A 26261-nucleotide genomic window follows, 5' to 3' on the forward strand; every position below is an offset into this window, starting at 1 on the left:
ATTTTATGTTATTAGGATCACATGTATCTATGAATGGTAAAAAAATGTTAGAAGGTTCAGCTGAAGAAGCACATAAATTTGGCGAATCTACTTTTATGATTTACACGGGTGCACCTCAAAATACTAGAAGAAAACCTATCGAAGAATTAAATATTGAAAAAGGTCATGAGATAATGAAAGCACATGGTCTTTCCAATATTGTTGTTCACGCACCTTATATTATAAATATCGCAAATACTGTTAAACCCCATGTCTTTGAATTGGGTGTAGAGTTTCTTCAAAGTGAAATCGAAAGAACACAAGCACTTGGTGCACAAGATATTGTTTTACACCCAGGCTCTCATGTAGGAGAAGGTACAGATGCTGGTATTAAAAAAATTATAGAAGGTTTAAACGAAGTTTTAACGAACGATAATAATGTAAGAATTGCATTAGAAACGATGGCTGGAAAAGGTTCTGAAGTAGGTAGAAACTTTGAAGAGCTAGCAAGAATTATAGATGGTGTAAACCATAATGATCGTTTATCGGTTTGTTTCGACACATGTCATACACATGATGCTGGCTATAATGTTAAAGAAGATTTTGATGGTGTACTAAATGAATTTGATAAAATTATCGGTGTAGATAGAATTAAAGTAGTACACGTCAATGATAGTAAAAATGATATTGGTGCACATAAAGATAGACACGAAAATATCGGTTTTGGATATATTGGCTTTGATGCATTAAATTATGTCGTACATCATGATACATTTAAAGATATACCTAAGATATTAGAAACACCTTATGTAGGTGAAGATAAAAAAAATAAAAAACCACCATATAAATTAGAAATTGAAATGTTAAAACAGCAAAAATTTGATGAAGATTTAAAAAATAAAATATTACAACAATAATGTTTGTTTAAAATTAAACTAATATATTGAATTGAGTAAGCGTAAGTATCCTAGATATAAAATAGGCTATTTGTGCTTACTCTTTTTTGTTAATTCGGAAACATTACTATTTACATATTGGGTTCGACGTTGTATAGTATAGAACGAGGTGAAAACATGACTACACCAGTATTCGAATTAAAAAATATTGATTATTATTTTGATAACAAACAAGTACTTGAAAATATAAATATAAAAATTAATCGAGGAGAGTTTGTTGCAATTGTAGGACCCAATGGTGCTGGAAAATCAACACTATTGAAAATTATCCTAGGGTTATTACCTATCCAAAAAGGTCAAATATATGTGGATGGAAAAGATTATAATGGCAAACAATCATTGTTAAAAATAAGTTACGTCTCACAAAAAGCACAAGCCTTTAAAGCGGGGTTCCCTGCAAGTGTTAAAGAAGTTGTGATAAGTGGTCTAACTAAACGTAAAAGACTGTTTCAATGGTTCAATAAAAAAGATGAGAGAAAAGTAGAAATTGTATTAAAAAGACTGAATATAGAACATTTAATAGATAAAAACATTGCTGAATTATCCGGAGGACAACAACAACGCGTCTTAATAGCTAGAGCACTTATAAGTGAGCCTTCGGTATTAATTTTAGATGAACCGACCAGTGGTATTGATGCAAAACATGTTAGTGAATTTTATGAAACGTTGAAAAGACTCAAAAATGAAGGCGTAACAATTATACTAGTAACGCATGATATTGGTGTGGTTGCCGATACAGCTACAGAGGTTGCATGTCTCAATAAACATTTACATTTCCATGGAACAACAGAAGCATTTAAATCTCTAGACGAAGTAGAAATTTCAAAAATTTATGGTCATCCAATACAATTTGTTGATCATCAACATAGTAGGGAGTGTTGTTCATCATGATAGAAGCCCTACTGAATTTTGATTTTATGAGATATTCACTTATCAGTGGTATATTAATTGGTTTCATTGCACCACTTATTGGTGCTTTTATCGTTGTTAGAAGATTGTCACTCATTGCCGATGCACTCAGTCATGTTACACTGGGAGGTATTTCCTTTGGCATGTTCATTATAACGGTGATACCTGCATTTGTATTTATTAACCCAATGTGGTTTGGTATTTTATTTGCTATTATAGGCGCTTTACTTATAGAGAATTTAAGAAGATCTTATAGTAATTATCAGGAAATTGCGATACCTATCATCATGAGCGCAGGTATTGCATTAAGTGCTATCTTTATATCACTCGCTGATGGATTTAACCAAGAAATAGTTGGGCTATTATTTGGTTCAATCAGTGCTGTTACATTAAGTGATTTATCAACTATTATCGTGATTGTAGTTATCGTACTCATATTTATTTTCTCATTTTATAAAGAACTATTTATATTATCGTTCGATGAGGAATATAGTAAAGTAATTGGAATTCCAAAATGGATACAATTTTTATTTATAATTATCGTTGCAATGGTAATTTCTGCTTCTATGCGTGTTGTAGGCATATTATTGGTAAGTGCTTTAATTACGTTACCAGTAGCAGTTTCAATGCGAATAACTAAAGGATTTAAACAATTAATTATATTGAGCGTGATTATTGGAGAGTTTTCTGTTATCGCTGGACTTGTTCTAGCATTTTATATGAATATATCTCCTGGCGGTGTAATAGTAGTACTACTTGTACTTATTTTAGCAATAACGATGATGTATCAAAGATTAAAAGTAAAATCGATTAAAGGAGTTGCTAAAGATGAAGACTGAAGAAGCTATTGGCATTATTAAAAATCATGGACACAAATATACAAATAAAAGACGTGAAATGATTGATATTTTTGTAGAAGAAGATAAATACATCAATGCAAAAATAATACAACAAAAAATGGACAAAAATTACCCTGGCATTTCATTCGATACAATTTATAGAAACTTACATTTATTTAAAGATTTAGGTATTGTAGAAGGTACTGAATTAGATGGAGAAATGAAATTCAGAATTGCATGTACTGATCATCATCACCATCATTTTATTTGTGAATCCTGTGGCGATACAAAAGTAATAGATTTTTGTCCAATTGATCAAATTAAAGCATTTTTACCAAAAGTAGATATTCACACACATAAATTAGAAGTTTATGGCATATGCGAATCGTGCCAAAAAGCATAATATATGAGTAATTGATTTAATGTAAAACGTGACAAATTCATTCTTTCTACAAGCTTATCTCTTTTTAAACATAGGTCATTAGTATGAATTAAAGTGAATTTTTAAAATTGTTTGATAAACATGTTTAAATAAGCTGTTTTTGAGATATACTAATAGAGTAACTAAAGATAACAAATACTATATTATGACATTACAATTAATGTTTAAGCATATTAATTGTTGTCATCATTAATAATTGTTATGCTTTATTTAAAGATTAATTAGGAGGATGATTATTTATGGCTTTTGAATTACCAAATTTACCTTATGGTTTTGATGCATTGGAACCACACATTGATAAACAAACAATGGAAATTCACCATGACAAACACCATAACACTTATGTAACTAAATTAAATGCAGCAGTAGAAGGAACTGATTTAGAATCTAAATCAATCGAAGAAATTGTTGCAAACTTAGACAGTGTTCCAGAAAATATTCAAACAGCTGTTCGAAATAATGGTGGTGGACACTTAAACCACTCACTATTCTGGGAATTATTAACTCCAAACTCAGAAGAAAAAGGTACTGTTGTTGATAAAATTAAAGAACAATGGGGCTCTTTAGATGCATTTAAAGAAGAATTTGCTGACAAAGCAGCAGCTCGTTTCGGTTCAGGTTGGGCATGGCTAGTTGTGAATAACGGTAACTTAGAAATCGTTACAACACCTAACCAAGATAACCCATTAACTGAAGGTAAAACACCAATCTTAGGATTAGATGTTTGGGAACACGCATATTACCTTAAATACCAAAATAAACGTCCAGACTATATTAGTGCTTTCTGGAATGTTGTTAATTGGGAAAAAGTTGACGAATTATATAACGCTGCAAAATAATTGCGCGGACGATTATGACGGCCTTTTCAAAGGTCGTCATTTTTTTAACTAAAATAATAGAAATATTGACTGATTTCATATATCATTTGTAGTGAGAACTATTGAATAGAGGTATGCTGTTTTGCTAAAAAGATTAAAAGAAAAATCAAATGATGAAAAAATTAGAAATACGATGAATAAAAGAATTAGCTTTATATTTGGAATCATTGTATTCATTTTTGCGATAATTGTTTTAAGATTAGGATATTTACAAATTGCACAAGGTTCTCATTATAAGCAACTTATTAAAAATAGTGAAAACCTGACAGTCAACGAAGCTGTTCCTAGAGGTCGTATTCTAGATAGGAATGGCAAAGTCCTTGTCGACAATGCTTCTAAAAAAGCGATTACATATGCAAGAGGAAGAAAAACTTCACAATCAGAAGTATTGAAAACTGCTGAAAAATTATCAAAACTTATTAAAATGGATACAGATAAAATTACTGATCGTGATAAACAAGATTATTGGATACAACTTCATCCAAATAAAGCTAAAAGTTTAATGAAAAACGAGCAAGTATTGTTAGATGACGGTAATATTACCCAAGATGAATATGATGATGCTTTATATAAAAAAGTAGGTAAAAATCAAATCAACTCACTAAATGATAAAGATTTACAAATCCTTGCTATTTATAGAGAAATGATGTCTGGTTCTGCACTTGATCCACAAACAATTAAAAATGAAGATGTAAGTGATGAAGAGTATGCAGCCGTTTCGCAAAAATTATCTGATATGCCGGGTGTAAATACGACTATGGATTGGGATAGAAAATATCTATATGGTGATACGTTAAGAGGCATTTTCGGTGACGTTTCTACGACTAAAGAAGGTATTCCAAAAGAATTGACTGAGCAGTATTTAGCCAAAGGGTATTCTCGAAACGATCGTGTAGGTAAATCATATTTAGAATATCAATATGATGATATTTTAAAAGGTAAGAAAAAAGAAATGAAATATACCACTGATAAATCAGGTGAAGTTATAGACTCTAAAGTAATTAATCCAGGTTCACGTGGCGATGATCTTGTATTAAGTATTGATATAGATTTACAGAAGAAAACTGAAGAATATTTAGAAAAGCAAATCTCAAAATTGCGTAGTGAAGGCGCTAAAGATATGGACAATGCATTAATTGTTGTGCAAAACCCAAATAATGGTGATATCTTAGCAATGGCAGGTAAGCAAATAGATAAAAATGGTGATTTAACAGATTATGATATTGGAACATTTACTTCTCAATATGCAGTTGGTTCCTCAGTAAAAGGCGGCACGCTACTTGCTGGCTATCAAAATAATGCAATTAAAGTTGGAGAAGAAATGATTGATGAGCCGCTTAAATTCGCTGGTGGTTTAACAAAACATTCTTATTTCAACCAAGATGGTAAAGTAAGAATTGACGATAAAGAAGCACTCATGCATTCATCAAACGTTTATATGTTCAAAACAGCATTAAAATTAGCCGGATCACCTTATACTCCGAATATGTCATTACCAACCGATATTACGAGCGCTGGACAAAAATTGCGTAAAGGTTTAAATCAGGTTGGTTTAGGAGTGAAAACAGGTATTGATTTACCAAATGAAACAAACGGACAAATTGAGCCATTAACAGACAATCCTGGTAATTACCTTGATTTAGCCATAGGACAATATGATACCTACACTCCTATGCAATTATCTCAATACGTTTCAACAATCGGTAATAATGGTTATAGAGTTCAACCACATGTTGGTTTAGAAATTAGAAAAGCGACTAACAAAGAAACGCTTGGGCCAGTTAAAGAAAAAGTGAAAGGTCAAGTGTTGAATAAAGTTAATAATACACAAAATGAAGTGAACGAAGTACAAGAAGGATTCAAAATGGCATTTAACGAAAAAGATGGAACTGGTTATCAAAGTTTCAAAGATACAGAAGTACCATCAGCTGGTAAAACTGGAACTGCGGAAGTATTTCAAGATGGCGAACCAAGAGTTAATTCAACTTACATTGGTTATGCGCCAATCAAAAATCCACAGCTTGCATTTTCTATTGTATATACAAACCAACCAGTACCTGAGCCATGGTTAAATGGTGGCGATTTAGGACGAGATGTTATTAATTACTATTTCAAAGAAAAGTCAAAAGATTAATATTTTAGCATCAATTTTATTGAAAATACTGGTATAGTCGCCTTTATTGAAAAATAATACTTTTCAATTTTATAACTAAATGGTATGATTAATTAGTCGTATTTTGAAAAGGTAAGGAGGAATTAGCATGCGCGTAAACGTAACTCTAGCTTGTACAGAATGTGGAGAAAGAAACTACATCACTACAAAAAATAAACGTACTAATCCTGAACGTATAGAAATGAAAAAACACTGTGCACGTGATAACAAGCACACTATGCACCGTGAAACAAAATAATTAATATTATTTAAACCAGATTCTATTAGAATCTGGTTATTTTTATGTGGTTTATTAAAATGAGTGAATAAATCAATTTATAATTAACATTTTAAATTTTCATAACTTAAATCTTATAAAAAAATTGTGATTCAAATTGCAGTTTAATGACATTATAATTCATTAACGTTATAATGATAAAAGTATGAATTACGGGAAGGTGTACAAAATGGATAAAAAATTATTGAGAAAAAAACATATTGAATTAATGAAATCTTTTATGTTAAACAAACAGGAAAAACAACGAGCAGATCAGTTTTTAGCTAATCAATTTTTTAATACCGATGAATACCGCACTGCTTCTCGTATAGGTATTGTATTATCCATGCCACACGAAGTTAATACATATACTTTGATTCAACAGATGCTAGACGATGGTAAACAAGTATTTGTACCTGAAACAAATTACCAATTGCGTGAAATGTCTTTTAAACATATTGACGATTTAAAGCATATTGATAAAGATGCTAAAGGGATAAATCATATAAATACAAAGACTGAAATATCCAATGAATTAGATTTATTAGTTGTTCCTGGGGTAGCTTTTAATGATAGTGGCTATAGAATTGGTTATGGTGGCGGTTACTTTGATAAATTTATCAGTACATATAATCAACTAACGATGAGTTTAATTTATGATTTTCAATTAAGTGACTTTAAAGTTGAAACACATGATCAACCTGTAGAAAAACTAATCATAGCGACAACAAGATAATGGAGGGGAAAATGATTACAGAAAAGCATTATTGGAAGTGTATTTACACTTGGATTAAATATCTAAATTATCATGTTGTACATAAAAATCAAGAAACTAACGAAGTTTGGTTAGCGAATCAACGTAAGCGTAGTATCGTTATTTTCAAATATGGAGCAAATTCAACCCAAGAAGTGAGATTTGATAAAAGCAGAATCCAAGAAAATCAGCAAGATATCAGTACTTTTCTAGGTTTTGAACCTAATAATTATGAATTGTTTATTTTTACTGATAAGCATTTTACAGATGAAAATTTAAATGAAAATCATCCAGTAAAATTTAAGGTCAAGATAATTAGAGAAGTAGATCATATGGAACGCTTGATCCCTAATGTCTTTATCAAACAATTATATAAAAGAAATACAAAGCAAACAAAAGGGTATTATAAACAGCGTGCTTTAAATACGAATCCAATTGAAAAACACATGTTGAAGTTTTCACCAGTGACCTATGCTTTAATCATATTAAATGTTGTGATTTGGTTATTTATGGTATTGTTTTTAAATCGTTCCTCAGATTTAAAGCTTTTAGATATTGGTGGATTAGTGCATTTTAATGTTGTTCATGGTGAATGGTATCGTTTGATAACATCTATATTTTTACATTATAATTTTGAACATATATTAATGAATATGTTGAGTTTATTCATATTTGGTAAAATAGTTGAATCAATTGTAGGTCATTGGCGTATGTTCGTTATCTATTTGGTAGCTGGTTTATTTGGTAACTTTGCTTCTTTATCTTTTAATACTGATACCGTTTCGGTAGGAGCTAGCGGTGCGATTTTTGGCCTTATTGGTGCAATTTTCACATTTATGTATATAGGCAAACAATTTAATCGTAAGCTTATCGGTCAATTATTAATTGTACTTGTCATTATGATTGGTTTATCTTTATTTATGCAAAATATAAATATCGTGGCCCATATTGGTGGATTTATTGGCGGATTATTGATTACATTAATGGGATATTATTTCAAAACGAATAAAACACGTTTTTGGATTATTTTAATTACTATTCTTGTTTTATTTTTAGCTGCTCAGGTTAGAATTTTCACCATTAAGGAAGATAATATCTATAACAACATTATTACTAAAGAAATGAAACAAGGTAATTATGATGAAGCGAAAAATATGGTTCAACGTACAATCAATAAAAGCTATGCAGATGATGAAACATATTATTTAAGTGGATTGATTAAAACAACACAAAATTCTAAAGCTGAGGGCATCGCATTTTGGGAACGTGGCTTACGATATTTCCCTAATTCAGGTATCTTAAATTACCAACTCGCAATTGCAAATAGATCATTGGATAATAATGATAAAGCTAAAAAGTATATCAAAAATGCATTAAAAGCTAATCCAAATAATAGAGATTATATTAATTTAAATAAAGAATTGAGCGATAATAGTGATTCAGAAAATTAATTCATTTTACGATGTTCAGCAACTTTTAAAAAAATTCGGCTTTATTATATACTTTAAAGATAAAGTGGATATGTATGAAATGATGGAACAAGAGATAAAATCTTTATATGATTATAATCTTATATCAAAAGATGAATATTTAAAATGCAGATTAATCATTAGTCAGAGAAGGAGTAAGTAATATATGAATAAAATCATACTAGCAGCAGATATAGGTGGTACAACTTGTAAATTAGGTTGTTTTGATGAAAATTTAAATCGTATTTCAAAATGGTCAATTAACACGGATACATCAGATACAACGGGTTATCAATTGTTGAAAAATATTTATAATGCTTTTGTCGCATATATTGATCAATCTGATTATACTTTTTCTGATGTTATCGGTGTTGGTATAGGAGTTCCTGGTCCTGTTAATTTTGAAACGGGTGAAGTTAACGGTGCAGTCAATTTATATTGGACGGAACCAGTAAATGTTAGGAATATTTTCAAACAATTTGTTGATTGTCCAGTTTATGTTGATAATGACGCTAACGTAGCTGCACTAGGAGAGAAACATAAAGGTGCAGGTAATGGTGTTGATGATGTAGTTGCAATTACACTTGGCACAGGACTTGGCGGAGGTATTATTTCGAATGGCGAAATCGTACATGGACACAATGGTTCAGGAGCTGAAATTGGTCATTTCCGAGTAGACCATGACCAACGTTTTAAATGTAATTGTGGTAAATCGGGTTGTATTGAAACAGTTGCATCTGCTACAGGCGTAGTTAATCTTGTTAACTTTTATTATCCAAAATTAACTTTTAAGTCATCTATACTCCAATTAATAAAAGAAAATAATGTAACTGCAAAAGCTGTTTTTGATGCGGCGAAAGCAGGAGATCAATTCTGCATATTTATCACAGAACGCGTTGCTAATTATATTGCTTATTTATGTAGTATTTTAAGTGTAACGAGTAACCCTAAATACATTGTTTTAGGTGGTGGTATGTCAACTGCGGGACTTATTTTGATTGAAAACATTAAAACGGAATATCATAATTTAACTTTCACTCCAGCACAGAAAGATACTGAAATCGTACAAGCGCAACTTGGCAATGATGCAGGCATTACAGGTGCTGCAGGTTTAATATATACTTATGTAATTGAAAAGGAAGGTGCAAAATAATGGCAATTGTAGATGTAGTCGTTATACCAGTTGGTACAGAAGGGCCAAGTGTAAGTAAATATATTGCTGAAATACAAACGAAATTAAAAGAGTATAAAAATCAAGGGAAAATAGATTATCAACTGACACCTATGAATACTTTAATTGAAGGTGACTTGAAAGATCTATTCGAAGTTGTGCAAGCAATTCATGAGTTACCTTTTGACAAAGGATTAGATCGTGTTTGTACAAATATTAGAATTGATGATAGAAGAGATAAATCACGTAAAATGAATGATAAACTAAAATCTGTGGAAAACCATTTGAATAATGGAGGGCAAGCATAATGAAAATATCAAGTTTAACTTTAGGATTGGTCGATACAAATGCTTATTTTATAGAAAATGAGACAAATGTACTTTTAGTTGATCCTGCAAGTGATAGCGACTTGATTATTAAAAAATTAAATCAAATTAATAAGCCATTATCTGCAATTTTATTAACGCATGCACATTTTGACCATATAGGTGCATTAGATGCTATTGTAGAAAAGTATCAAGTACCCGTGTACATGCATAAAGCAGAATTTGATTTTTTAACAGATACTCAAAAAAACGGTTCAGAAAAATTCAAACAATATGGCCTTCCACAAGTTATTAGTTCAGTGACACCACAATCATTAACTGAAGGCCAGACAAATATTGCTAACTTTGAGTTCAATGTCCTGCATATGCCAGGTCATTCACCAGGTAGTTTAACTTTTGTATTTAAAGATTTTGCAGTTGTAGGAGACACCTTGTTTAAACAAGGTATCGGTAGAACGGATTTATATAAAGGAGATTATGAAACTTTAGTAGATTCGATACTTGATAAATTATTTACGCTTGAAGAGGACCTACCATTATTCCCTGGACATGGACCATATACAACTGTTGAAGATGAACAACTTAACCCATATTTGCATGGGTGAATAGCTTTCAATTTAACGCAAACTTTATAAGTAGATTAGAAGTAATTTATCCATCTCTTACGTGTATATAAGTAGGAGGTGGATTTTTTGAAACTTTTATTTAATAATATACTTAAAAAAGCGATTAGTACAAAGGCCACTGATGTGCACTTTATTCCTTCAAATGACAAAATATATATTAAATTCAGAGTTCAAGATACGCTTGCACCAATTGAATCCATACAGCAACATATTTATTTGAAATTATTAACCTATATGAAATATCAAGCTGGTTTAGATGTGTCTAAACATAATGTTGCTCAAAGTGGTAGATATACTTACAAATTCAAGCAAATTTACTTTTTAAGAATATCCACGCTACCTTTATCTCTGGGAATAGAAAGTTGTGTTATCAGAATTGTTCCACAGTATTTTCAAAAAGGAAGTGATACAAGTAATTTAGGTACATTATATAAATTAATGAATAAAAAACAGGGGCTTATATTATTAAGTGGACCCACTGGTTCCGGAAAAAGCACTTTAATGTATCAAATGGTCATGCATGCAAAAGAGCAGTTAGATTTAAATATCATAACAGTTGAAGATCCAGTGGAGCAGCTAGTATCTGGAATTACACAAGTATCGATTAATGAAAAAGCAGGTATCAATTATGCAAATACTTTTAAAGCGATTTTAAGATGTGATCCTGACATTATTTTGATTGGTGAAATTAGAGATGCCATAATAGCTAAACAAGTAATGCATGCGAGTCTAAGTGGTCATTTAGTATTAACAACAATTCACGCTAATAACTGTAAAGGCGCATTATTAAGGCTTAAAGAAATGGGACTAACGATGCAAGAAATGAAACAAGCTTTATTAACCGTTTTAAACCAAAGACTAATTACGACTTATAATAATCAAAGAAAACTTGTATATGAACAACTTACTAAAGCACAAATAAATCATTTAATAGACAATGACTATACATTACCTAGTTCATTTTCTAATTTGTCTACTCAATTAACTCAATTAGCCAAAGCAGGTGTTATTTGTGAGGAAACTATGGAGCGCTATATTTAAATTTAAAAATATTTTCAATTTATCAGAAAAAAACAAAATAACGTTATTGATAAAATTAAAAGATTTGTTAGACCGCGGTTATACGCTAAGTGAAGCATGTCTTTTTTTAATTCAATATACAAACATTAAAAATCGCCAATTAAAGTTGCAAATTGAAACAGAATTAAATAATGGTGCTGGCTGCGCAAAAATATTAAGGTTACTAAATTATCCTAAATCCATCGTAACGTTAATCAATTTTGCAGAAATATTTGGAGATTTAACTATTACTTTGCCACACGCTTATGAATATTTAGTAAAAAACTATAAATCGAAGCAACGCTTTTTAAAAACAATACAATACCCCGCGTTGTTACTTATCGTTTTTTTGATAATGTTAATTATTTTAAACCATACAATCATCCCCGAGTTTCAAAATTTATATAGTAGTATGGATGTAAGTATTTCCCCATTACAACTCTATCTATCTTTATTCATCACAAACCTCCCATCGTATTTCCTATATAGTTCAATAATTTTTATACTAATCATTTTAGGTATTTTCATCATATATAGAAAGTCATCTATAGAAATAAAGCATAAAATCCTCTTATCAATACCCATTATTTCGAAATTTTTCAAGTATTATAAAACATTTTGCTTAGCTTCTGAATTATCTTTATTTTATAAAAATGGTATAACTTTACAAAAGATTGTTGAAATATACGCTAAACAGCAAGATGAATATTTAATATTTTTAGCAAATGAAATTTCAAAAGGGATACAACAAGGATTAAATTTAAGTGAAGTATTAAAGCATTTACAGTGTTTTGAAAAAAATTTGATTATTTTTGTTGAAGAAGGTGAGAAAAAAGGGAGGCTAGAGATAGAAATGAAACTATATAGTGAAATGATACTGTCTCAAATAGAACAGTTGATTCATTTAATCATAAAGTTCATACAACCTATTGTTTTCTCTTTAATTGCTATATTAATAGTGTCATTATATCTAGTTATTATGTTGCCTATGTTTGATTTAATGCAAACAATTAAATAATTACGAATAGAGGAAGTTAAATCAATTATGAAAAAACTAAAAATTAATAGAAATGCTTTTACATTAATAGAAATGTTACTTGTATTATTAATAATTAGCTTATTATTAATATTAATTATACCCAATATAGCTAAACAATCGTCTCATTTGCAAAATACTGGATGTGAGGCACAACTTAAAATGATTGATAGCCAAATTGAAGCGTATGCTTTAAAGTTTAATAAAAAGCCATCGTCTATAGAAGACTTAGTTACAGAAGGATACATTAAAGAAAATCAAAAGTCATGTAAATCTGGTGCAGCCATCACTATTAACAATGGTGAAGCTGTTGCAAATTAAAAGCGCATTTACTTATATAGAAATGCTTTTTGTGGTCTGTATTATTAGTTTACTCTTATATTTCCAACTATTTAATATCAGTGCTTTCGATACTAATAATAACAAAATAGAACAGCGTAAAATTAATAATTTAATTATGCAATTCAACTATATTAAATCTAAAGCGATTAAAGATAACCAATCAATTACACTGGTCTTTAATGATTACTCTAATAAAATTATTATTAATGAACAATTCCCCTCTAATAAAAGCGCCAAAGCAATAATACTCCCTTTAAATAGCTTTATACATCCAAGAACAAATTTGAAATTTATAACATTTAATAAAATTGGAGAAACAAACAAATTTGGAAGTGTCTACCTAAAAACGAATAAAAATCTTTATAAAATCATATTTCATATTGAAAAAGGACGTATTAGATATGAGAAAATTTAATGTTAATGCCTCGTTATTGATGGATAGTCTTTTATCTTTTTCAATTATCACACTGATTTGTATCTTATTTATACCTATGATATTGCAATTAAAGTTGGATATTCAACACAAAAGCCATGAAATAGATCTAACTAGAATATTACTTAATTCACTTTACCACTATAAAAGACAGGAATTGAAAAGTGGAATTATGATTGAAGATTATAGCGTTAAAATGAGTAACGACAAAATTTGTGTTTTCAAAAAGGGAGAAGCATATGAAAAATGTTTCTTCAAATAAATTTAGAGCTTTTACATATATAGAAGTCTTGTTTGCACTTTTTATAACTATACTCATTTTTTCAATATTACCCGCATTAATTAGAACGACAGGCACCATCAATGAGCAAATTATGAATGCTCAAGAAGTAGATTTGGCATTTTTCTCAAGAGATTTGACACAAGATTTAATTAAAGAAAATGCTTATGTTCTTAAAAATCAATCCGATGAACACCATATTGTAATTAGAAATAAACAGAGAAACATCATTTATGAATTTAAAAATAACAAATTAATTAAAACGTTAGATGGAAAAGGAAACATTACTACATTACATAATGTTGTTAGTGCAAAGTTCAAAATTGTTAATGATAAATCTGTAGTAATTAATTTTAAAATTTTTGAGAAAGGTATTTATTATGAAAAGAAAATTGTTTTCTAATCATCCTGCTTATATGTATCCTTTTATGCTAGTCATATTTATGCTATATTTATCTTTAATTACGATTTATACATTTCAAATTGGATTACAATTAAAAATCTTAGATAATATTGAATCGTATTATAAAGATCAAATAAACACATACATAAAAAAGGAAGTTAGTTTTGAATAATAAAATAGAACCACTCATACTTATTGGATTTATGGGAACAGGTAAGACAACTTTGGGTCAATTTCTAGCAAGTAATAATCAACTCTCCTATATTGACTTAGATGAACATATAGCAATACAGGAAAATAAATCTATCCCTGAAATTTTCGAAGCCATTGGTGAGCAAGGATTTAGAAAATTAGAAAATGAATATCTACAAGAATGTGTTCAACGTTATGATATCATTTCAACCGGCGGTGGTATAATAGAAGGCGATGAATCATTCCGAATATTAAAAGAACAGCCAAAAGTAATCTGGTTAGATTGTGATATAGAAATTCTTTACAAAAGAATTAAAAATGACAGCAATAGACCAAATGCAAATAATAAATCGTTATTTGAATTAAAAAGCTTGTATTCATCTAGGGTTTCAAGATATAATGAAATCGCATTCATAAAAGTAAATAGTAGTCAATCTCTTTCAGATTTACAAAATGATATCATGGAAGCGATTGTTTGCGAATGATCAGTATTAGAGAGAATGGTAGTTATACTTAATATAACTTAACTTTAGTCCATCGCCGAAGGTGCAAGTTTTTACGAAACTCTCAGGCAAAAGGATAATACTGTAACGCATTCCTGAAATATTACAACAGGGTAGTTTAGGCTACCCTGTTTTTTTATTATATAATCTTTAGGAGGTTTCTTCATGTCCAATGAACTTAAAAAAACACCACTATATCAAACTTTTGTAGATAGTGGGGCTAAAATCGTAGAATTTGGTGGATGGGCTATGCCAGTCCAATTTTCTAGTATTAAAGAAGAACATAATGCAGTTAGAACTGAAATGGGTTTATTTGACGTAAGTCATATGGGAGAAATTATCATAAAAGGTTCAGATGCTTCTAATTTAGTACAGTATTTGCTTTCAAATGATACTGACAATGTAACAACGCATAAAGCGCAGTATACAGCTTTATGTAATGAACAAGGTGGCATCATTGATGATTTAATTACTTATAAATTAGAAGAAAATGTTTATCTTTTAGTTGTTAATGCTGGAAATACTGAAAAAGATTTTGAGTGGATGTACGAAAAAGCTAAAGCATTTGATGCTGAAGTTATTAATGTATCAACTGAATATGGTCAACTAGCTATACAAGGGCCAAAAGCACGTGATTTAGTCCAACAATATGTAAATATTGATGTATCTGAAATGAAACCATTTGAATTTGAACAAAACGTTGAATTCTTTGGTAAAAATGTAATACTGTCACAGTCTGGATACACAGGTGAAGATGGATTTGAAATATACTGTAATGCAGACGATGCACCATATTTGTGGGATGAAATTCTAAAAAATGATGTGACACCATGCGGTTTAGGTGCTAGAGACACATTAAGATTAGAAGCTGGACTGCCATTACACGGTCAAGATTTAAGCGAAACAATCACACCATATGAAGCGGGTATAGCATTTGCTGCAAAACCATTAATAGAAGCCGATTTTATTGGTAAATCAGTACTAAAAGATCAAAAAGAGAATGGTTCTAAACGAAGAACAGTAGGATTAGAAATGATCGACAAAGGTATTCCAAGAACAGGGTATGAAGTATATGATTTAGACGGTAATCAAATTGGAGAAATTACTTCAGGTACGCAATCACCTTTAACTGGTAAATCAATTGGACTAGCCCTAATCAATCGAGATGCTTTTGAAATGGGAAAAGAAGTTGTTGTACAGGTTAGAAAAAGACAAGTTAAAGCTAAAATTGTTAAAAAAAATCAGATTAGTAAATAAATCAAAGGGGTGTTACTGTGAGTCATCGTTATATTCCATTAACTGAACAAGATAAAAAAGAAATGTTGGATACAATCGGAGCAAGCTCTATAAGTGAATTATTTGGAGATGTTCCAAAAGATATTTTATTAAATAGAGAGTTGGCCATACCAGATGGTGAAGCTGAAACGACATTGACAAAACGCTTAAGCAGAATTGCAAGCAAAAATGTAACTAAAGAAACGCATAGTTCATTTTTAGGCGCAGGTGTTTATGATCATTACGCACCAGCAGTTGTAGATGCAATGATTTCTCGTTCTGAATTTTATACTGCTTATACTCCATACCAACCAGAAATTTCGCAAGGTGAATTACAAGCTATCTTTGAATTCCAAACATTAATTTGCGAATTAACAGATATGGATATTGCAAACTCATCTATGTATGATGGTATTACAAGTTTCGCAGAAGCATGTATTTTAGCATTTAATCAAACGCGTAAAAATAAAATAGTTGTTTCAAAAGGACTACATTATCAAGCTTTGCAAGTATTAAAAACTTACGTTAAAACTCGAGAAGAATTTGAAGTTGTAGAAGTAGACCTTGATGGTACAATTACAGATTTAGAAAAATTAGAAAATGCAATTGACGATGATACAGCGGCAGTTGCTGTGCAGTATCCAAACTTTTATGGATCTATTGAGGATTTAGAAAAAATACATTCATTTATTGAAGACAAAAAGGCACTGTTTATTGTTTATGCCAATCCACTTGCTTTAGGTTTATTGACACCGCCAGGTAGTTTTGGAGCGGATATTGTTGTAGGAGACACACAACCATTTGGTATACCAGCGCAATTTGGTGGTCCGCATTGTGGTTTCTTTGCAACAACGAAAAAATTAATGAGAAAAATACCGGGACGTTTGGTTGGACAGACTGAAGATGGAGATGGAAATCGTGGTTTCGTTTTAACGCTACAGGCACGTGAACAACATATTCGTCGAGATAAAGCCACTTCAAACATTTGTTCAAACCAAGCATTAAATGCATTAGCTTCTTCAATTTGCATGTCCGCATTAGGTAAACAAGGTATTTATGACATTTCAGTACAAAACTTTGAAAATGCTAATTATGCAAAAGCACAATTTAAAGAAGCTGGTTTAGAAGTTTCAAATGGCACATCATTTAATGAATTTGTCGTGAAGTTTAATAAACCTGTAAAAGATATTAATGATGCATTACTACAACAAGATATTATTGGCGGTTTTGATTTAAGTGAAGTCTCAAAGGATTATGAAAATCAAATGTTAGTAGCAGTGACAGAATTAAGAACTAAAGATGAGATAGATACATTTGTTAAGAAAGCAGGTGAATTAAATGGTAGTAAGTAAATCTAGTCCATTAATATTTGAACGTTCTAAAAAAGGTCGTTATGCATATTCGTTACCCAAAAAAGAAATAGATAACGGTGCAGTAGAAAAATTATTAGACGACAAATTTATAAGAAAAAATAAAGCAGAACTACCTGAAGTCGCTGAATTAGATTTAGTACGTCATTATACTGAGCTTTCTAATAAAAACTTTGGTGTTGATTCAGGATTTTATCCTTTAGGTTCATGTACAATGAAATACAATCCAAAAATCAATGAAAAAATAGCAAGAATACCAGGATTCGCCGAGTCACATCCACTGCAAGATGAATCACAAGTTCAAGGTTCTTTAGAAATAATTCATAGTTTACAGGAAGAACTTAAAGAAATAACCGGTATGGATGAAGTAACGTTGCAACCAGCTGCCGGTGCACATGGTGAATGGACTGCATTGATGATATTCAAGGCATTCCATCAAAAAAATGGTGAAGGACATCGTGATGAAGTTATTGTACCTGACTCCGCACATGGTACTAACCCAGCTTCTGCAGCATTTGCTGGTTTCAAAGCGGTTACAGTTAAATCGAACGAACGCGGTGAAGTTGATATTGACGACTTAAAAAGAGTTGTAAATGAAAACACTGCAGCAATTATGCTTACAAATCCTAATACATTAGGTATATTTGAAAAAAATATTATGGATATAAGAAATATTGTTCATGAAGCTGGCGGATTATTATATTATGATGGTGCGAATTTAAATGCCATTATGGACAAAGTAAGGCCAGGAGACATGGGGTTTGATGCGGTACATCTTAACTTGCACAAAACATTTACTGGACCTCATGGTGGCGGTGGACCAGGTTCTGGACCAGTCGGTGTGAAAAAAGAATTAGCTAGTTTCTTACCAAAACCAATGGTAGTCAAAGAAGACGATGTATATAAATATGATAATGATATCGAAAATTCTATAGGACGTGTAAAACCTTTTTACGGTAATTTTGGTATCTATCTAAGAGCTTATACTTATATTCGTACGATGGGGAATAAAGGACTTGAAGAAGTTTCTGAGGCAGCTGTATTAAATGCAAATTATATTAAAGCTCGATTGAAGGATCATTTCGAAATCCCTTATCCACAATATTGTAAACATGAATTTGTATTAAGTGGTTCAAAACAAAAAGAACACGGTGTCAGAACGTTAGATATGGCTAAACGATTACTTGATTTCGGTGTTCATCCACCAACAATTTACTTCCCACTTAATGTTGAGGAAGGTATGATGATTGAACCAACTGAAACAGAATCTAAAGAAACCCTTGACTATTTCTGTGATAAAATGATTGAAATTGCAAATGAAGCAAAAGAAGATCCAGATAAAGTCTTAGAAGCACCACATACAACAATCATAGATAGATTAGATGAAACTAAAGCAGCTAGACAACCTGTTTTAAAATTTGAAAATCTTCGTTCTGAAAAAGAATAAGTATTATATTAAATAAATCCGGATAATTAATTATCCGGATTTATTTTTGTCTATTTTAATAAAAAACGAGTAACTATACATGAAATATAGTGACTCGCTTATTATTAAGTGAAATATTTAAACTACTTTTTAGATTTGATTTTACCAGTCCATTTTTTGTATCCGCCTTTAAGCATATAAACATCTTTATACCCATTTTTCTTTAAAGTTCTAGCGGCACGATAACTGGCAATGCCATTAGCATCGCACAGATAAATAGGTTGATCTGTTCTCAAACCTTGATATCTTTGTTTAAACATAGTAATTGGTATGTTACGCGCACCATTGATGTGGCCGTAATCATAATCTACTTTTTCTCTTACATCAATAACTTGAGCTTTACGCAAACCATTATGGAATTCATTTTGGTTTAATTCTGTGACTGCTCTTTTATTAAGAAGATAATTGATTAGCATGTAAGCGATAATAATTATTAAAACTGCTAACGCTATAAACCAAAAATTACTCATCTTGCATCCTCCCTAATTAACCGATATTATATATTATAAGACTGTTAGCCCAATTTATCAAAATATTTTTGCTTTTGATTAATAAGAAAGACTGACAAACTTATACAATTATTGAAAACGATAACACAAAATATATGTTATCACAATTTAATTTAGCGATTGGAGTTTTGAATGTGACAGAAACATGGAATTTTATCAATACTGGGAGTAAAGATCCTTATTTTAATATGGCGATGGATGAAGCCTTACTGAATTTTGTTTCCAGAGGGGAAATAGATCCTGTCATTAGATTTTATACTTGGGATCCTGCAACATTATCTATTGGTTACTTTCAAAGGCTTACAAAAGAAATTGATATCGATAAAGTTGAAGAAAAAGGATATGGACTTGTCAGACGTCAAACAGGCGGTAGAGGTGTGCTACATGACAAAGAATTAACTTATAGTGTCATTGTTCCAGAATCACATCCAGACATGCCCTCGACGGTTACAGAGGCTTATAGAGTAATTTCTGAGGGATTGTTAGAAGGGTTTAAGCATTTAGGTTTTGATGCTTCATTTGCCATTCCTCGCTCGAAAGAAGAAAGAGCTAAACTCAAACAACCAAGAAGTGCTGTATGTTTCGATGCTCCGAGCTGGTATGAATTAGTAGTAGAAGGTAGAAAAATAGCAGGTAGCGCCCAAGTTAGACAAAAAGGCGTTATTTTACAACACGGTTCGTTATTGCAAGATGTGGACATTGACGATCTATTTGACATGTTTATATTCAAAAATGAGCGTTTAAAAGATAAAATGAAACAAGCCTTTGTAGACAAAGCAGTCGCCATTAATGATATTTCAGATCGATATATTACACTAGAAGAAATGGAAGAAGCTTTTGAAATTGGATTTAAAAAAGGCTTAGACATCAATTTCAAACCACTAGAGCTTAATCAAAACCAAAAAGAAGAAATAAATACCTTAATTGAAAAGTATAAATCGGATGAATGGAATTATAGAAAATAAATGAAAAAGTATTAAAAAGCGCAACGACATTCAATGTCGTTGCGCTTTTAAAATAGCACTTATTTTTTCTTTCTATTTTGTCTTTTATATTTACGTTGCGCACGCTTATATTTACGTTGATCTTCTGTCAAAAAGAAGAAATAATAAATTGCGTAAATAATTCCAGCAAATACCGCTAAGCTAATTGCCATTCTTACAAAACTAAAAATAAATGCATCTAAATTAAGAATTAATCCAACTACTGCCACAGCGATGACAATATAAAATATCGCTTGTTTCACTTAAAACACTCCTATGTGATTCTAACTTTGACTATTATTGATACTTATAGTTGATAAAGCATTTTGTCCCTTTTGAATTTTTTTCTTATCTTTGCCATTGTAACCTTCTCTAATATCACTCATTGCATCACTTAATTTTTTATTGAGTTTAGTAATGTCTTTATTTTTTTCCTTGTCATCACTACTCATTTTTTCTTTATTTATATCGTTTTTGTACGTAGTAAAGGCTGTATCAATTTTATTAGTGATATCGGTAAGTTTTTCTTGAATTTTTTTATCACCTTTATTTTTCGTGACATCACTTTCAATTACATCGTACTGTTTAATAGATTTAGCAATGTCTTGATAATATGTAGAAGATGCTTTTAAGTTTGTAACTTTCTTATTGTTATTTTTAGCTGTAGCTATGTTTTTTTTATCTTTTTCCAAAGCTGTGATGTTACTTTTTTCTTTACTAATTTGTTGTTTTAAATCCTGAATGTTACTTTTCAACTTATGATTTTCATCGCGAAGTTGCGTGGTCTTTACTTCTAGTGGCCCTAAATTTTGACTACCACAACCAACTAACAAACATGAAGCACCTAAAATAGCTACAATTTTTTTCTTCATAATACGCTCCTAATTCAAAAACTATAAATTTATATAATAATTATGCTATCATTTTAATGTATAAATGGAAAATGTACAAATTTATTAAATAGGAGGAAGAAAGATGACTAGAATTGAAAAATTAAATTCTGCCTTAGAAACAAAACATTTAGAAGCAGCAGTCATATTATCAGATTTTAACAGAAGATATTTATCCGGTTTCACAGGTACAAGTGGTGCATTAATAATAACGAAAGAACAAAATTTATTAATTACTGACTTTAGATACATAGAGCAAGCCACTGCGCAAGCACCAGATTTTAAAATCATCAAACAACAAGGTTCCTTAATTGATGAAATAAAGCAACAACTTGAAAACTTAAGTGTGCAAAATGTCGGATTTGAAGGTAATCTAGTTAGTTATGATACTTACTTACAATTGAGTAAAGCCTACATTAGTTTAATTAGTATTAGTGGTGTAATTGAAAAAATTCGTGAAGTAAAAAATGAAGCAGAAATTCAGCTAATACAAAAAGCTTCAGACATTGTTGATGAAACATTTGAGTATATATTAACTGTTGCAAAAGCTGGTATGACGGAACAGCAACTAAAAGCAAAGTTAGAAAGTAAAATGTTAGAATTAGGCGCAGAAGGGACATCGTTTGATACCATAGTCGCTTCAGGCGTAAGAGGAGCTTTACCACATGGTGTAGCTAGCGATAAAGTAATTAATCATGGTGAAATGATCACCTTAGATTTTGGTGCTTATTACAAGGGCTATAGTTCAGACATTACACGAACATTTGCAATCGGTGAGCCAGACCCACAACTTAAAGAAATCTACAATATTGTTTTAGAAGCGAACTTAAAAGGAATAGAAGCAGCTAAAAAAGGCATTACAGGTAAAGCTCTAGATGCAGTAGCAAGAGATTACATTACGGAAAAAGGGTATGGAGATGCCTTTGGACATTCGTTAGGTCACGGTATAGGGTTAGATGTTCACGAAGGTCCCAATCTTTCTAGAAAATCTGAAACTGAATTAGACGTCAATAATTGTGTTACAATTGAACCTGGCATTTATATAGATGGTCTAGGTGGCGTTCGTATAGAAGATGACATTTTAATTAAAGAAAATGGCTGTGAACGCTTTACTAAATGCTCTAAAAACCTTATTATTTTATAGAAGACCTTATAATCGAGGAGGAAACTGAATGATTTCGGTTAATGATTTTAAAACAGGCTTAACAATATCAGTAGATAATGGTATTTGGAAAGTATTAGATTTCCAACACGTAAAACCAGGCAAAGGTTCTGCTTTTGTACGTTCTAAGTTACGTAATCTAAGAACGGGTGCAATCCAGGAGAAAACATTTAGAGGCGGAGAGAAAGTAGAAACTGCTTTAATTGAAAACCGTCGTATGCAGTATTTATATGCAGATGGTGATACACATGTTTTCATGGATAATCAAACGTTTGAACAAACAGAATTACCAGCTGACTATTTAGAATATGAACTTAACTTCTTAAAAGCTAACATGGAAGTTCAAATTCAGTCTTATGAAAATGAAACATTAGGTGTTGAATTACCTAAAACAGTTGAACTTACTGTAACTGAAACAGAACCTGGTATCAAAGGTGATACTGCAAATGGTGCAACTAAATCAGCAACAGTAGAAACAGGGTATACGTTAAATGTACCTTTATTTGTAAATGAAGGCGATGTACTTGTGATTAATACTGGTGACGGTAGTTACATCTCAAGAGCATAATAGTTTAATTTTGTATTTACTTATCGAAATTACATTTAAAAAAACCTTTCCAATGCGCTATACTTTGGAAAGGTTTTTATTATGTTAAAATAGATAGAATCAAATAATATTATTTAAAATTGCACTAATAGTTTACTTTTGAAATAAGGTATAGTTATATGGAACACTACAAAAGTGAATCAGTTTAATATAGAAAGTATGTATATGCTTGAATTGAGCATATCTCTAAAGTAAAATAAACTAGGTAAATGAAAACAATCTGAAGGAGTCAGTATTTATGAATTTTAAAGAAATTAAAGAATTAATTGAAATTCTTGATCAATCAAATTTGACTGAAATTAATATAGAAGACAAGGGCAATGTTGTTAATTTAAAAAAAGAAAAAGAAACTGAAATCATTACACCACAAATTTCACAACAACCGATGCAACAATTAGCGCCGCAACAAGGTGTAGCATCAAATCCAGTAGCTACAGGTAGTACAGAAGAAACTACTAGCGATGCAAGTACAACTGACGATAACCTACAAACTATTAATGCGCCAATGGTAGGTACATTTTATAAATCGCCATCACCAGAAGAAAGTGCTTACGTACAAGTTGGTGATTCTGTTACAAACGAATCAACTGTCTGTATATTAGAAGCGATGAAATTATTTAATGAAATTCAAGCCGAAGTAACTGGGGAAATTGCAGAAATTTTAGTAGAAGACGGTCAAATGGTAGAGTATGGCCAACCGTTATTTAAGGTGAAATAATGAATAAAATTTTAATAGCAAATAGAGGAGAAATTGCAGTAAGAATCATTCGTGCATGTCATGAACTTGGATTGCAAACAGTGGCAATATACTCTGAAGGAGATAAAGACGCACTACATACTCAAATTGCTGATGAAGCATATTGCGTTGGCCCAACTCAATCTAAAGATTCTTACTTAAACATCCCAAACATTTTATCAATAGCAACTTCTACTGGATGCGACGGTGTTCATCCAGGGTACGGGTTTTTAGCAGAAAATGGAGATTTCGCAGAATTATGTGAAGCATGCCAGTTAAAATTTATTGGACCTAGCTATGAATCAATTCAAAAAATGGGGATTAAAGATGTAGCTAAAGAAGAAATGAAACGTGCAGAAGTACCTGTAGTTCCTGGTAGCGAGGGGTTAGTTCAAGATATCAATGAAGCTAAAAAAATCGCTACTGAAATTGGCTATCCAGTAATCATTAAAGCAACTGCTGGTGGCGGTGGTAAAGGGATTAGAGTGGCACGTGACGAAAAAGAACTTGAAACTGGTTTTAAAATGACACAACAAGAAGCAGAAACTGCATTTGGCAATAATGGCTTATATCTAGAAAAATTCATTGAAAATTTCCGTCATATTGAAATACAAATTATGGGTGATAGCTTTGGTAATGTTGTACATTTAGGTGAGCGTGACTGTACAATTCAACGAAGAATGCAAAAATTAGTTGAGGAAGCTCCTTCACCGATACTTACCGAAGAAAAACGCCAAGAAATGGGAAATGCAGCAGTCAGAGCAGCAAAAGCCGTAAATTATGAAAATGCTGGGACGATAGAATTCATTTATGACTTAGATACGAATGACTTTTATTTTATGGAAATGAACACGCGAATTCAAGTTGAACATCCAGTTACAGAGATGGTTACGGGTGTAGACTTAGTTAAACTACAATTGAAGGTTGCAATGGGTGAAAAACTTCCTTTCAAACAAAAAGATATTAAAATCGAGGGACATGCAATGGAATTCAGAATCAATGCTGAAAATCCATATAAAAATTTCATGCCTTCTCCAGGTCAAATCACTCAATATTTAGCTCCAGGCGGTTTTGGTGTGAGAATTGAATCAGCTTGTTATACTAATTATACGATTCCACCTTATTATGATTCTATGGTAGCGAAACTCATTGTTCATGAACCAACACGAGAAGAAGCAATTATGACAGGTTTACGCGCACTAGGTGAGTATCTTGTTCTTGGCATTGATACAACAATCCCATTCCATATTCGTTTACTAAATAATGATATTTTTAGAAGCGGCGTATTTAATACGAAGTTTTTAGAAACACATAATATTATGGATGATCAATCTAAATAGGAGGTAATTGACATGGTCAAAGTTTCAGAAACCTCACATTCCCAATTAGGTAAAATAGAAATAGCACCCGAGGTATTAACAGTCATAGCTAGTATTGCCACTTCAGAAGTAAAAGGTATACAAGGGCATTTTAAAGAATTAAAAAAAGGCAGCATTGAAAACATTAGCAAAAAACAGCTTAGTCGCGGTGTTAAAGTAGATACAAATGATGAAGGCATCTATATCGATGTATATTGTTCATTAGCGTATGGTATCAATATATCGGAAACTGCTAAAAAAATTCAACAAGCTATTTATAATTCGTTAACGACGATGACAACAATTGAACCTAGTCAAATCAATATTCATATTACACATATAGAACCAATAAATTAAAATTATAAAAGCAAATTTACTTTAAATTCATTTTGCGAAAAGCGATTGCTTCTATTTTAAGCATCTCTTTTCGTTAATGGTTTACTATAATACTATGCTTGAAGGAGTTTATAATGAGTCGAAAAGAATCCAGAACGCAAGCCTTTCAAACTCTATTTCAACTTGAAATGAAAAATAGCGATTTAACAATTGAAGAAGCAATCAGTTTTATTAAAGATGATAATCCAGATTTAGAATTCGAATTCATCAGTTGGTTAGTAACTGGCGTTAAAGATCACGAAGTTGTGCTAGATGAAAAAATCCAACCTCATTTAAAGGACTGGACTTTAGCACGATTGTTAAAATCTGATCGAATTATCTTAAGAATGTCTACATTTGAAATGTTACATAGTTCAACACCACAAAAAGTAATTATCAATGAAGCTGTTGAATTAGCAAAACAATTCAGTGATGATGATCATTACAAATTTATAAACGGTGTATTGAGCAATATTGAATAGAA

At 31.1% G+C, this 26261-nt stretch carries 32 protein-coding genes and 1 riboswitch; of the genes, 29 read left to right on the plus strand and 3 right to left on the minus strand.

Annotated features, from left to right (window positions below; translation table 11 throughout):
• Nucleotides 1-5: 5 nt before the first annotated feature.
• From SSP_RS06100 to gcvPB, 22 genes are all read left to right on the plus strand, one after another.
• Nucleotides 6-896: a deoxyribonuclease IV gene (locus SSP_RS06100; RefSeq protein ID WP_011303011.1), complete on the plus strand. Its 891-nt coding sequence runs from the start codon at nucleotides 6-8 to the stop codon at nucleotides 894-896.
• Nucleotides 897-1052: 156 nt separating this feature from the next.
• Nucleotides 1053-1826, plus strand: a complete 774-nt coding sequence (locus SSP_RS06105; RefSeq protein WP_011303012.1) for a metal ABC transporter ATP-binding protein — start codon at nucleotides 1053-1055, stop codon at nucleotides 1824-1826.
• Nucleotides 1823-2683 carry a metal ABC transporter permease gene (locus SSP_RS06110; RefSeq protein ID WP_011303013.1) on the plus strand — a complete coding sequence of 287 codons (861 nt, stop codon included), beginning with the start codon at nucleotides 1823-1825 and terminating at the stop codon, nucleotides 2681-2683. Before SSP_RS06105 ends, SSP_RS06110 begins: the two co-directional genes overlap by 4 nt.
• Nucleotides 2673-3086, plus strand: coding sequence for a Fur family transcriptional regulator (locus SSP_RS06115; protein WP_002483178.1), 414 nt, complete (start codon nucleotides 2673-2675; stop codon nucleotides 3084-3086). The genes SSP_RS06110 and SSP_RS06115 overlap by 11 nt, the downstream gene beginning before the upstream one ends.
• Nucleotides 3087-3364: 278 nt before the next feature.
• Nucleotides 3365-3964, plus strand: coding sequence for a superoxide dismutase (locus SSP_RS06120; protein WP_011303014.1), 600 nt, complete (start codon nucleotides 3365-3367; stop codon nucleotides 3962-3964).
• Nucleotides 3965-4085: 121 nt separating this feature from the next.
• The gene (locus SSP_RS06125) at nucleotides 4086-6137 is read left to right on the plus strand and encodes a peptidoglycan D,D-transpeptidase FtsI family protein (RefSeq protein WP_011303015.1); all 2052 of its coding nucleotides are present in this window, start codon (nucleotides 4086-4088) and stop codon (nucleotides 6135-6137) included.
• Nucleotides 6138-6264: 127 nt separating this feature from the next.
• On the plus strand, nucleotides 6265-6414 hold the full coding sequence (gene rpmG, locus SSP_RS06130; RefSeq protein WP_002483181.1) for a 50S ribosomal protein L33: 150 nt from the start codon (nucleotides 6265-6267) through the stop codon (nucleotides 6412-6414).
• Nucleotides 6415-6622: 208 nt separating this feature from the next.
• A complete protein-coding gene (locus SSP_RS06135; protein WP_011303016.1) occupies nucleotides 6623-7168 on the plus strand; it encodes a 5-formyltetrahydrofolate cyclo-ligase in 546 nt (181 codons plus the stop codon).
• Nucleotides 7169-7179: 11 nt separating this feature from the next.
• Complete coding sequence (locus SSP_RS06140; RefSeq protein WP_011303017.1) at nucleotides 7180-8637, plus strand: rhomboid family intramembrane serine protease; 1458 nt, start codon at nucleotides 7180-7182, stop codon at nucleotides 8635-8637.
• Nucleotides 8621-8818: a YqgQ family protein gene (locus tag SSP_RS06145; RefSeq protein ID WP_041080619.1), complete on the plus strand. Its 198-nt coding sequence runs from the start codon at nucleotides 8621-8623 to the stop codon at nucleotides 8816-8818. The genes SSP_RS06140 and SSP_RS06145 overlap by 17 nt, the downstream gene beginning before the upstream one ends.
• A 3-nt stretch (nucleotides 8819-8821) precedes the next feature.
• A complete protein-coding gene (locus SSP_RS06150) occupies nucleotides 8822-9808 on the plus strand; it encodes a glucokinase (RefSeq protein WP_011303019.1) in 987 nt (328 codons plus the stop codon).
• Nucleotides 9808-10134 (plus strand): MTH1187 family thiamine-binding protein, encoded by a 327-nt coding sequence (locus SSP_RS06155; protein WP_002483185.1) that lies wholly within the window; start codon nucleotides 9808-9810, stop codon nucleotides 10132-10134. The genes SSP_RS06150 and SSP_RS06155 overlap by 1 nt, the downstream gene beginning before the upstream one ends.
• Nucleotides 10134-10757, plus strand: a complete 624-nt coding sequence (locus SSP_RS06160) for an MBL fold metallo-hydrolase (protein WP_011303020.1) — start codon at nucleotides 10134-10136, stop codon at nucleotides 10755-10757. The genes SSP_RS06155 and SSP_RS06160 overlap by 1 nt, the downstream gene beginning before the upstream one ends.
• Nucleotides 10758-10844: 87 nt before the next feature.
• Complete coding sequence (comGA, locus tag SSP_RS06165; RefSeq protein WP_011303021.1) at nucleotides 10845-11819, plus strand: competence type IV pilus ATPase ComGA; 975 nt, start codon at nucleotides 10845-10847, stop codon at nucleotides 11817-11819.
• Nucleotides 11791-12855, plus strand: a complete 1065-nt coding sequence (gene comGB / locus SSP_RS06170; protein WP_011303022.1) for a competence type IV pilus assembly protein ComGB — start codon at nucleotides 11791-11793, stop codon at nucleotides 12853-12855. The genes comGA and comGB overlap by 29 nt, the downstream gene beginning before the upstream one ends.
• A gap of 27 nt (nucleotides 12856-12882) precedes the next feature.
• On the plus strand, nucleotides 12883-13194 hold the full coding sequence (gene comGC, locus SSP_RS06175) for a competence type IV pilus major pilin ComGC (RefSeq protein WP_011303023.1): 312 nt from the start codon (nucleotides 12883-12885) through the stop codon (nucleotides 13192-13194).
• Nucleotides 13172-13630, plus strand: coding sequence for a competence type IV pilus minor pilin ComGD (comGD, locus tag SSP_RS06180; protein ID WP_169932327.1), 459 nt, complete (start codon nucleotides 13172-13174; stop codon nucleotides 13628-13630). Before comGC ends, comGD begins: the two co-directional genes overlap by 23 nt.
• A gap of 257 nt (nucleotides 13631-13887) precedes the next feature.
• Nucleotides 13888-14331: a competence type IV pilus minor pilin ComGF gene (gene comGF, locus SSP_RS06190; protein WP_011303025.1), complete on the plus strand. Its 444-nt coding sequence runs from the start codon at nucleotides 13888-13890 to the stop codon at nucleotides 14329-14331.
• A gap of 203 nt (nucleotides 14332-14534) precedes the next feature.
• Nucleotides 14535-15008 (plus strand): shikimate kinase, encoded by a 474-nt coding sequence (locus SSP_RS06200; protein ID WP_002483192.1) that lies wholly within the window; start codon nucleotides 14535-14537, stop codon nucleotides 15006-15008.
• Nucleotides 15005-15116: riboswitch (glycine riboswitch) on the plus strand. (Overlaps the previous gene by 4 nt.)
• A 75-nt stretch (nucleotides 15117-15191) precedes the next feature.
• Nucleotides 15192-16283, plus strand: coding sequence for a glycine cleavage system aminomethyltransferase GcvT (gene gcvT, locus SSP_RS06205; RefSeq protein WP_011303027.1), 1092 nt, complete (start codon nucleotides 15192-15194; stop codon nucleotides 16281-16283).
• A 17-nt stretch (nucleotides 16284-16300) separates the two neighbouring features.
• A complete protein-coding gene (gcvPA, locus tag SSP_RS06210) occupies nucleotides 16301-17653 on the plus strand; it encodes an aminomethyl-transferring glycine dehydrogenase subunit GcvPA (protein ID WP_011303028.1) in 1353 nt (450 codons plus the stop codon).
• The gene (gene gcvPB / locus SSP_RS06215; RefSeq protein WP_011303029.1) at nucleotides 17640-19118 is read left to right on the plus strand and encodes an aminomethyl-transferring glycine dehydrogenase subunit GcvPB; all 1479 of its coding nucleotides are present in this window, start codon (nucleotides 17640-17642) and stop codon (nucleotides 19116-19118) included. Before gcvPA ends, gcvPB begins: the two co-directional genes overlap by 14 nt.
• Nucleotides 19119-19240: 122 nt before the next feature.
• Here gcvPB and SSP_RS06220 read toward each other — a convergent pair whose 3' ends face one another.
• On the minus strand, nucleotides 19241-19627 hold the full coding sequence (locus tag SSP_RS06220; protein ID WP_011303030.1) for a rhodanese-like domain-containing protein: 387 nt from the start codon (nucleotides 19625-19627) through the stop codon (nucleotides 19241-19243).
• Nucleotides 19628-19800: 173 nt separating this feature from the next.
• Between SSP_RS06220 and SSP_RS06225 the strand changes: the two genes are divergently transcribed.
• Entirely contained in the window at nucleotides 19801-20631 is an 831-nt protein-coding gene (locus SSP_RS06225) for a lipoate--protein ligase family protein (protein ID WP_011303031.1), read from the plus strand.
• Nucleotides 20632-20690: 59 nt separating this feature from the next.
• On the opposite strand, the gene SSP_RS06230 is transcribed toward SSP_RS06225, so the two are convergent.
• Together SSP_RS06230 and SSP_RS06235 are read right to left on the minus strand one after the other, a co-directional pair.
• Nucleotides 20691-20912: an SA1362 family protein gene (locus tag SSP_RS06230; protein ID WP_011303032.1), complete on the minus strand. Its 222-nt coding sequence runs from the start codon at nucleotides 20910-20912 to the stop codon at nucleotides 20691-20693.
• Between the two features lie 21 nt (nucleotides 20913-20933).
• Complete coding sequence (locus SSP_RS06235) at nucleotides 20934-21521, minus strand: hypothetical protein (protein ID WP_011303033.1); 588 nt, start codon at nucleotides 21519-21521, stop codon at nucleotides 20934-20936.
• 103 nt (nucleotides 21522-21624) lie between these two features.
• On the opposite strand from SSP_RS06235, the gene SSP_RS06240 reads away from it, so the two are divergent.
• The 6 genes from SSP_RS06240 (at nucleotide 21625) to nusB (ending at nucleotide 26259) form a co-directional block, all read left to right on the plus strand.
• Nucleotides 21625-22683, plus strand: coding sequence for a M24 family metallopeptidase (locus tag SSP_RS06240; protein ID WP_011303034.1), 1059 nt, complete (start codon nucleotides 21625-21627; stop codon nucleotides 22681-22683).
• 28 nt (nucleotides 22684-22711) lie between these two features.
• Nucleotides 22712-23269, plus strand: coding sequence for an elongation factor P (efp, locus tag SSP_RS06245; RefSeq protein ID WP_002483201.1), 558 nt, complete (start codon nucleotides 22712-22714; stop codon nucleotides 23267-23269).
• A 277-nt stretch (nucleotides 23270-23546) separates the two neighbouring features.
• Entirely contained in the window at nucleotides 23547-24026 is a 480-nt protein-coding gene (gene accB, locus SSP_RS06250) for an acetyl-CoA carboxylase biotin carboxyl carrier protein (protein ID WP_011303035.1), read from the plus strand.
• Nucleotides 24026-25384 carry an acetyl-CoA carboxylase biotin carboxylase subunit gene (gene accC, locus SSP_RS06255; protein WP_002483203.1) on the plus strand — a complete coding sequence of 453 codons (1359 nt, stop codon included), beginning with the start codon at nucleotides 24026-24028 and terminating at the stop codon, nucleotides 25382-25384. Before accB ends, accC begins: the two co-directional genes overlap by 1 nt.
• A gap of 12 nt (nucleotides 25385-25396) precedes the next feature.
• On the plus strand, nucleotides 25397-25759 hold the full coding sequence (locus tag SSP_RS06260; protein ID WP_002483204.1) for an Asp23/Gls24 family envelope stress response protein: 363 nt from the start codon (nucleotides 25397-25399) through the stop codon (nucleotides 25757-25759).
• Nucleotides 25760-25872: 113 nt separating this feature from the next.
• Nucleotides 25873-26259: a transcription antitermination factor NusB gene (nusB, locus tag SSP_RS06265; protein ID WP_011303036.1), complete on the plus strand. Its 387-nt coding sequence runs from the start codon at nucleotides 25873-25875 to the stop codon at nucleotides 26257-26259.
• Nucleotides 26260-26261 lie beyond the last annotated feature (2 nt).

This window comes from Staphylococcus saprophyticus subsp. saprophyticus ATCC 15305 = NCTC 7292, assembly GCF_000010125.1.
Classification (GTDB): Bacteria; Bacillota; Bacilli; order Staphylococcales; family Staphylococcaceae; genus Staphylococcus; species Staphylococcus saprophyticus.

Bases quoted from the DNA above. Each gene is read 5' to 3' on its own strand.
- accC (WP_002483203.1), top strand. From the start codon at position 24,026: ATGAATAAAATTTTAATAGCAAATAGAGGAGAAATTGCAGTAAGAATC.
- SSP_RS06220 (WP_011303030.1), bottom strand. From the start codon at position 19,627: ATGAGTAATTTTTGGTTTATAGCGTTAGCAGTTTTAATAATTATTATC.
- comGD (WP_169932327.1), top strand. From the start codon at position 13,172: ATGGTGAAGCTGTTGCAAATTAAAAGCGCATTTACTTATATAGAAATG.
- SSP_RS06150 (WP_011303019.1), top strand. From the start codon at position 8,822: ATGAATAAAATCATACTAGCAGCAGATATAGGTGGTACAACTTGTAAA.
- gcvT (WP_011303027.1), top strand. From the start codon at position 15,192: ATGTCCAATGAACTTAAAAAAACACCACTATATCAAACTTTTGTAGAT.
- SSP_RS06155 (WP_002483185.1), top strand. From the start codon at position 9,808: ATGGCAATTGTAGATGTAGTCGTTATACCAGTTGGTACAGAAGGGCCA.
- SSP_RS06135 (WP_011303016.1), top strand. From the start codon at position 6,623: ATGGATAAAAAATTATTGAGAAAAAAACATATTGAATTAATGAAATCT.
- rpmG (WP_002483181.1), top strand. From the start codon at position 6,265: ATGCGCGTAAACGTAACTCTAGCTTGTACAGAATGTGGAGAAAGAAAC.
- SSP_RS06115 (WP_002483178.1), top strand. From the start codon at position 2,673: ATGAAGACTGAAGAAGCTATTGGCATTATTAAAAATCATGGACACAAA.
- SSP_RS06240 (WP_011303034.1), top strand. From the start codon at position 21,625: ATGACTAGAATTGAAAAATTAAATTCTGCCTTAGAAACAAAACATTTA.
- SSP_RS06105 (WP_011303012.1), top strand. From the start codon at position 1,053: ATGACTACACCAGTATTCGAATTAAAAAATATTGATTATTATTTTGAT.
- gcvPB (WP_011303029.1), top strand. From the start codon at position 17,640: ATGGTAGTAAGTAAATCTAGTCCATTAATATTTGAACGTTCTAAAAAA.
- SSP_RS06140 (WP_011303017.1), top strand. From the start codon at position 7,180: ATGATTACAGAAAAGCATTATTGGAAGTGTATTTACACTTGGATTAAA.
- nusB (WP_011303036.1), top strand. From the start codon at position 25,873: ATGAGTCGAAAAGAATCCAGAACGCAAGCCTTTCAAACTCTATTTCAA.
- SSP_RS06160 (WP_011303020.1), top strand. From the start codon at position 10,134: ATGAAAATATCAAGTTTAACTTTAGGATTGGTCGATACAAATGCTTAT.
- efp (WP_002483201.1), top strand. From the start codon at position 22,712: ATGATTTCGGTTAATGATTTTAAAACAGGCTTAACAATATCAGTAGAT.
- SSP_RS06100 (WP_011303011.1), top strand. From the start codon at position 6: ATGTTATTAGGATCACATGTATCTATGAATGGTAAAAAAATGTTAGAA.
- comGF (WP_011303025.1), top strand. From the start codon at position 13,888: ATGAAAAATGTTTCTTCAAATAAATTTAGAGCTTTTACATATATAGAA.
- SSP_RS06235 (WP_011303033.1), bottom strand. From the start codon at position 21,521: ATGAAGAAAAAAATTGTAGCTATTTTAGGTGCTTCATGTTTGTTAGTT.
- comGC (WP_011303023.1), top strand. From the start codon at position 12,883: ATGAAAAAACTAAAAATTAATAGAAATGCTTTTACATTAATAGAAATG.
- SSP_RS06200 (WP_002483192.1), top strand. From the start codon at position 14,535: ATGGGAACAGGTAAGACAACTTTGGGTCAATTTCTAGCAAGTAATAAT.
- SSP_RS06120 (WP_011303014.1), top strand. From the start codon at position 3,365: ATGGCTTTTGAATTACCAAATTTACCTTATGGTTTTGATGCATTGGAA.
- accB (WP_011303035.1), top strand. From the start codon at position 23,547: ATGAATTTTAAAGAAATTAAAGAATTAATTGAAATTCTTGATCAATCA.
- SSP_RS06260 (WP_002483204.1), top strand. From the start codon at position 25,397: ATGGTCAAAGTTTCAGAAACCTCACATTCCCAATTAGGTAAAATAGAA.
- SSP_RS06110 (WP_011303013.1), top strand. From the start codon at position 1,823: ATGATAGAAGCCCTACTGAATTTTGATTTTATGAGATATTCACTTATC.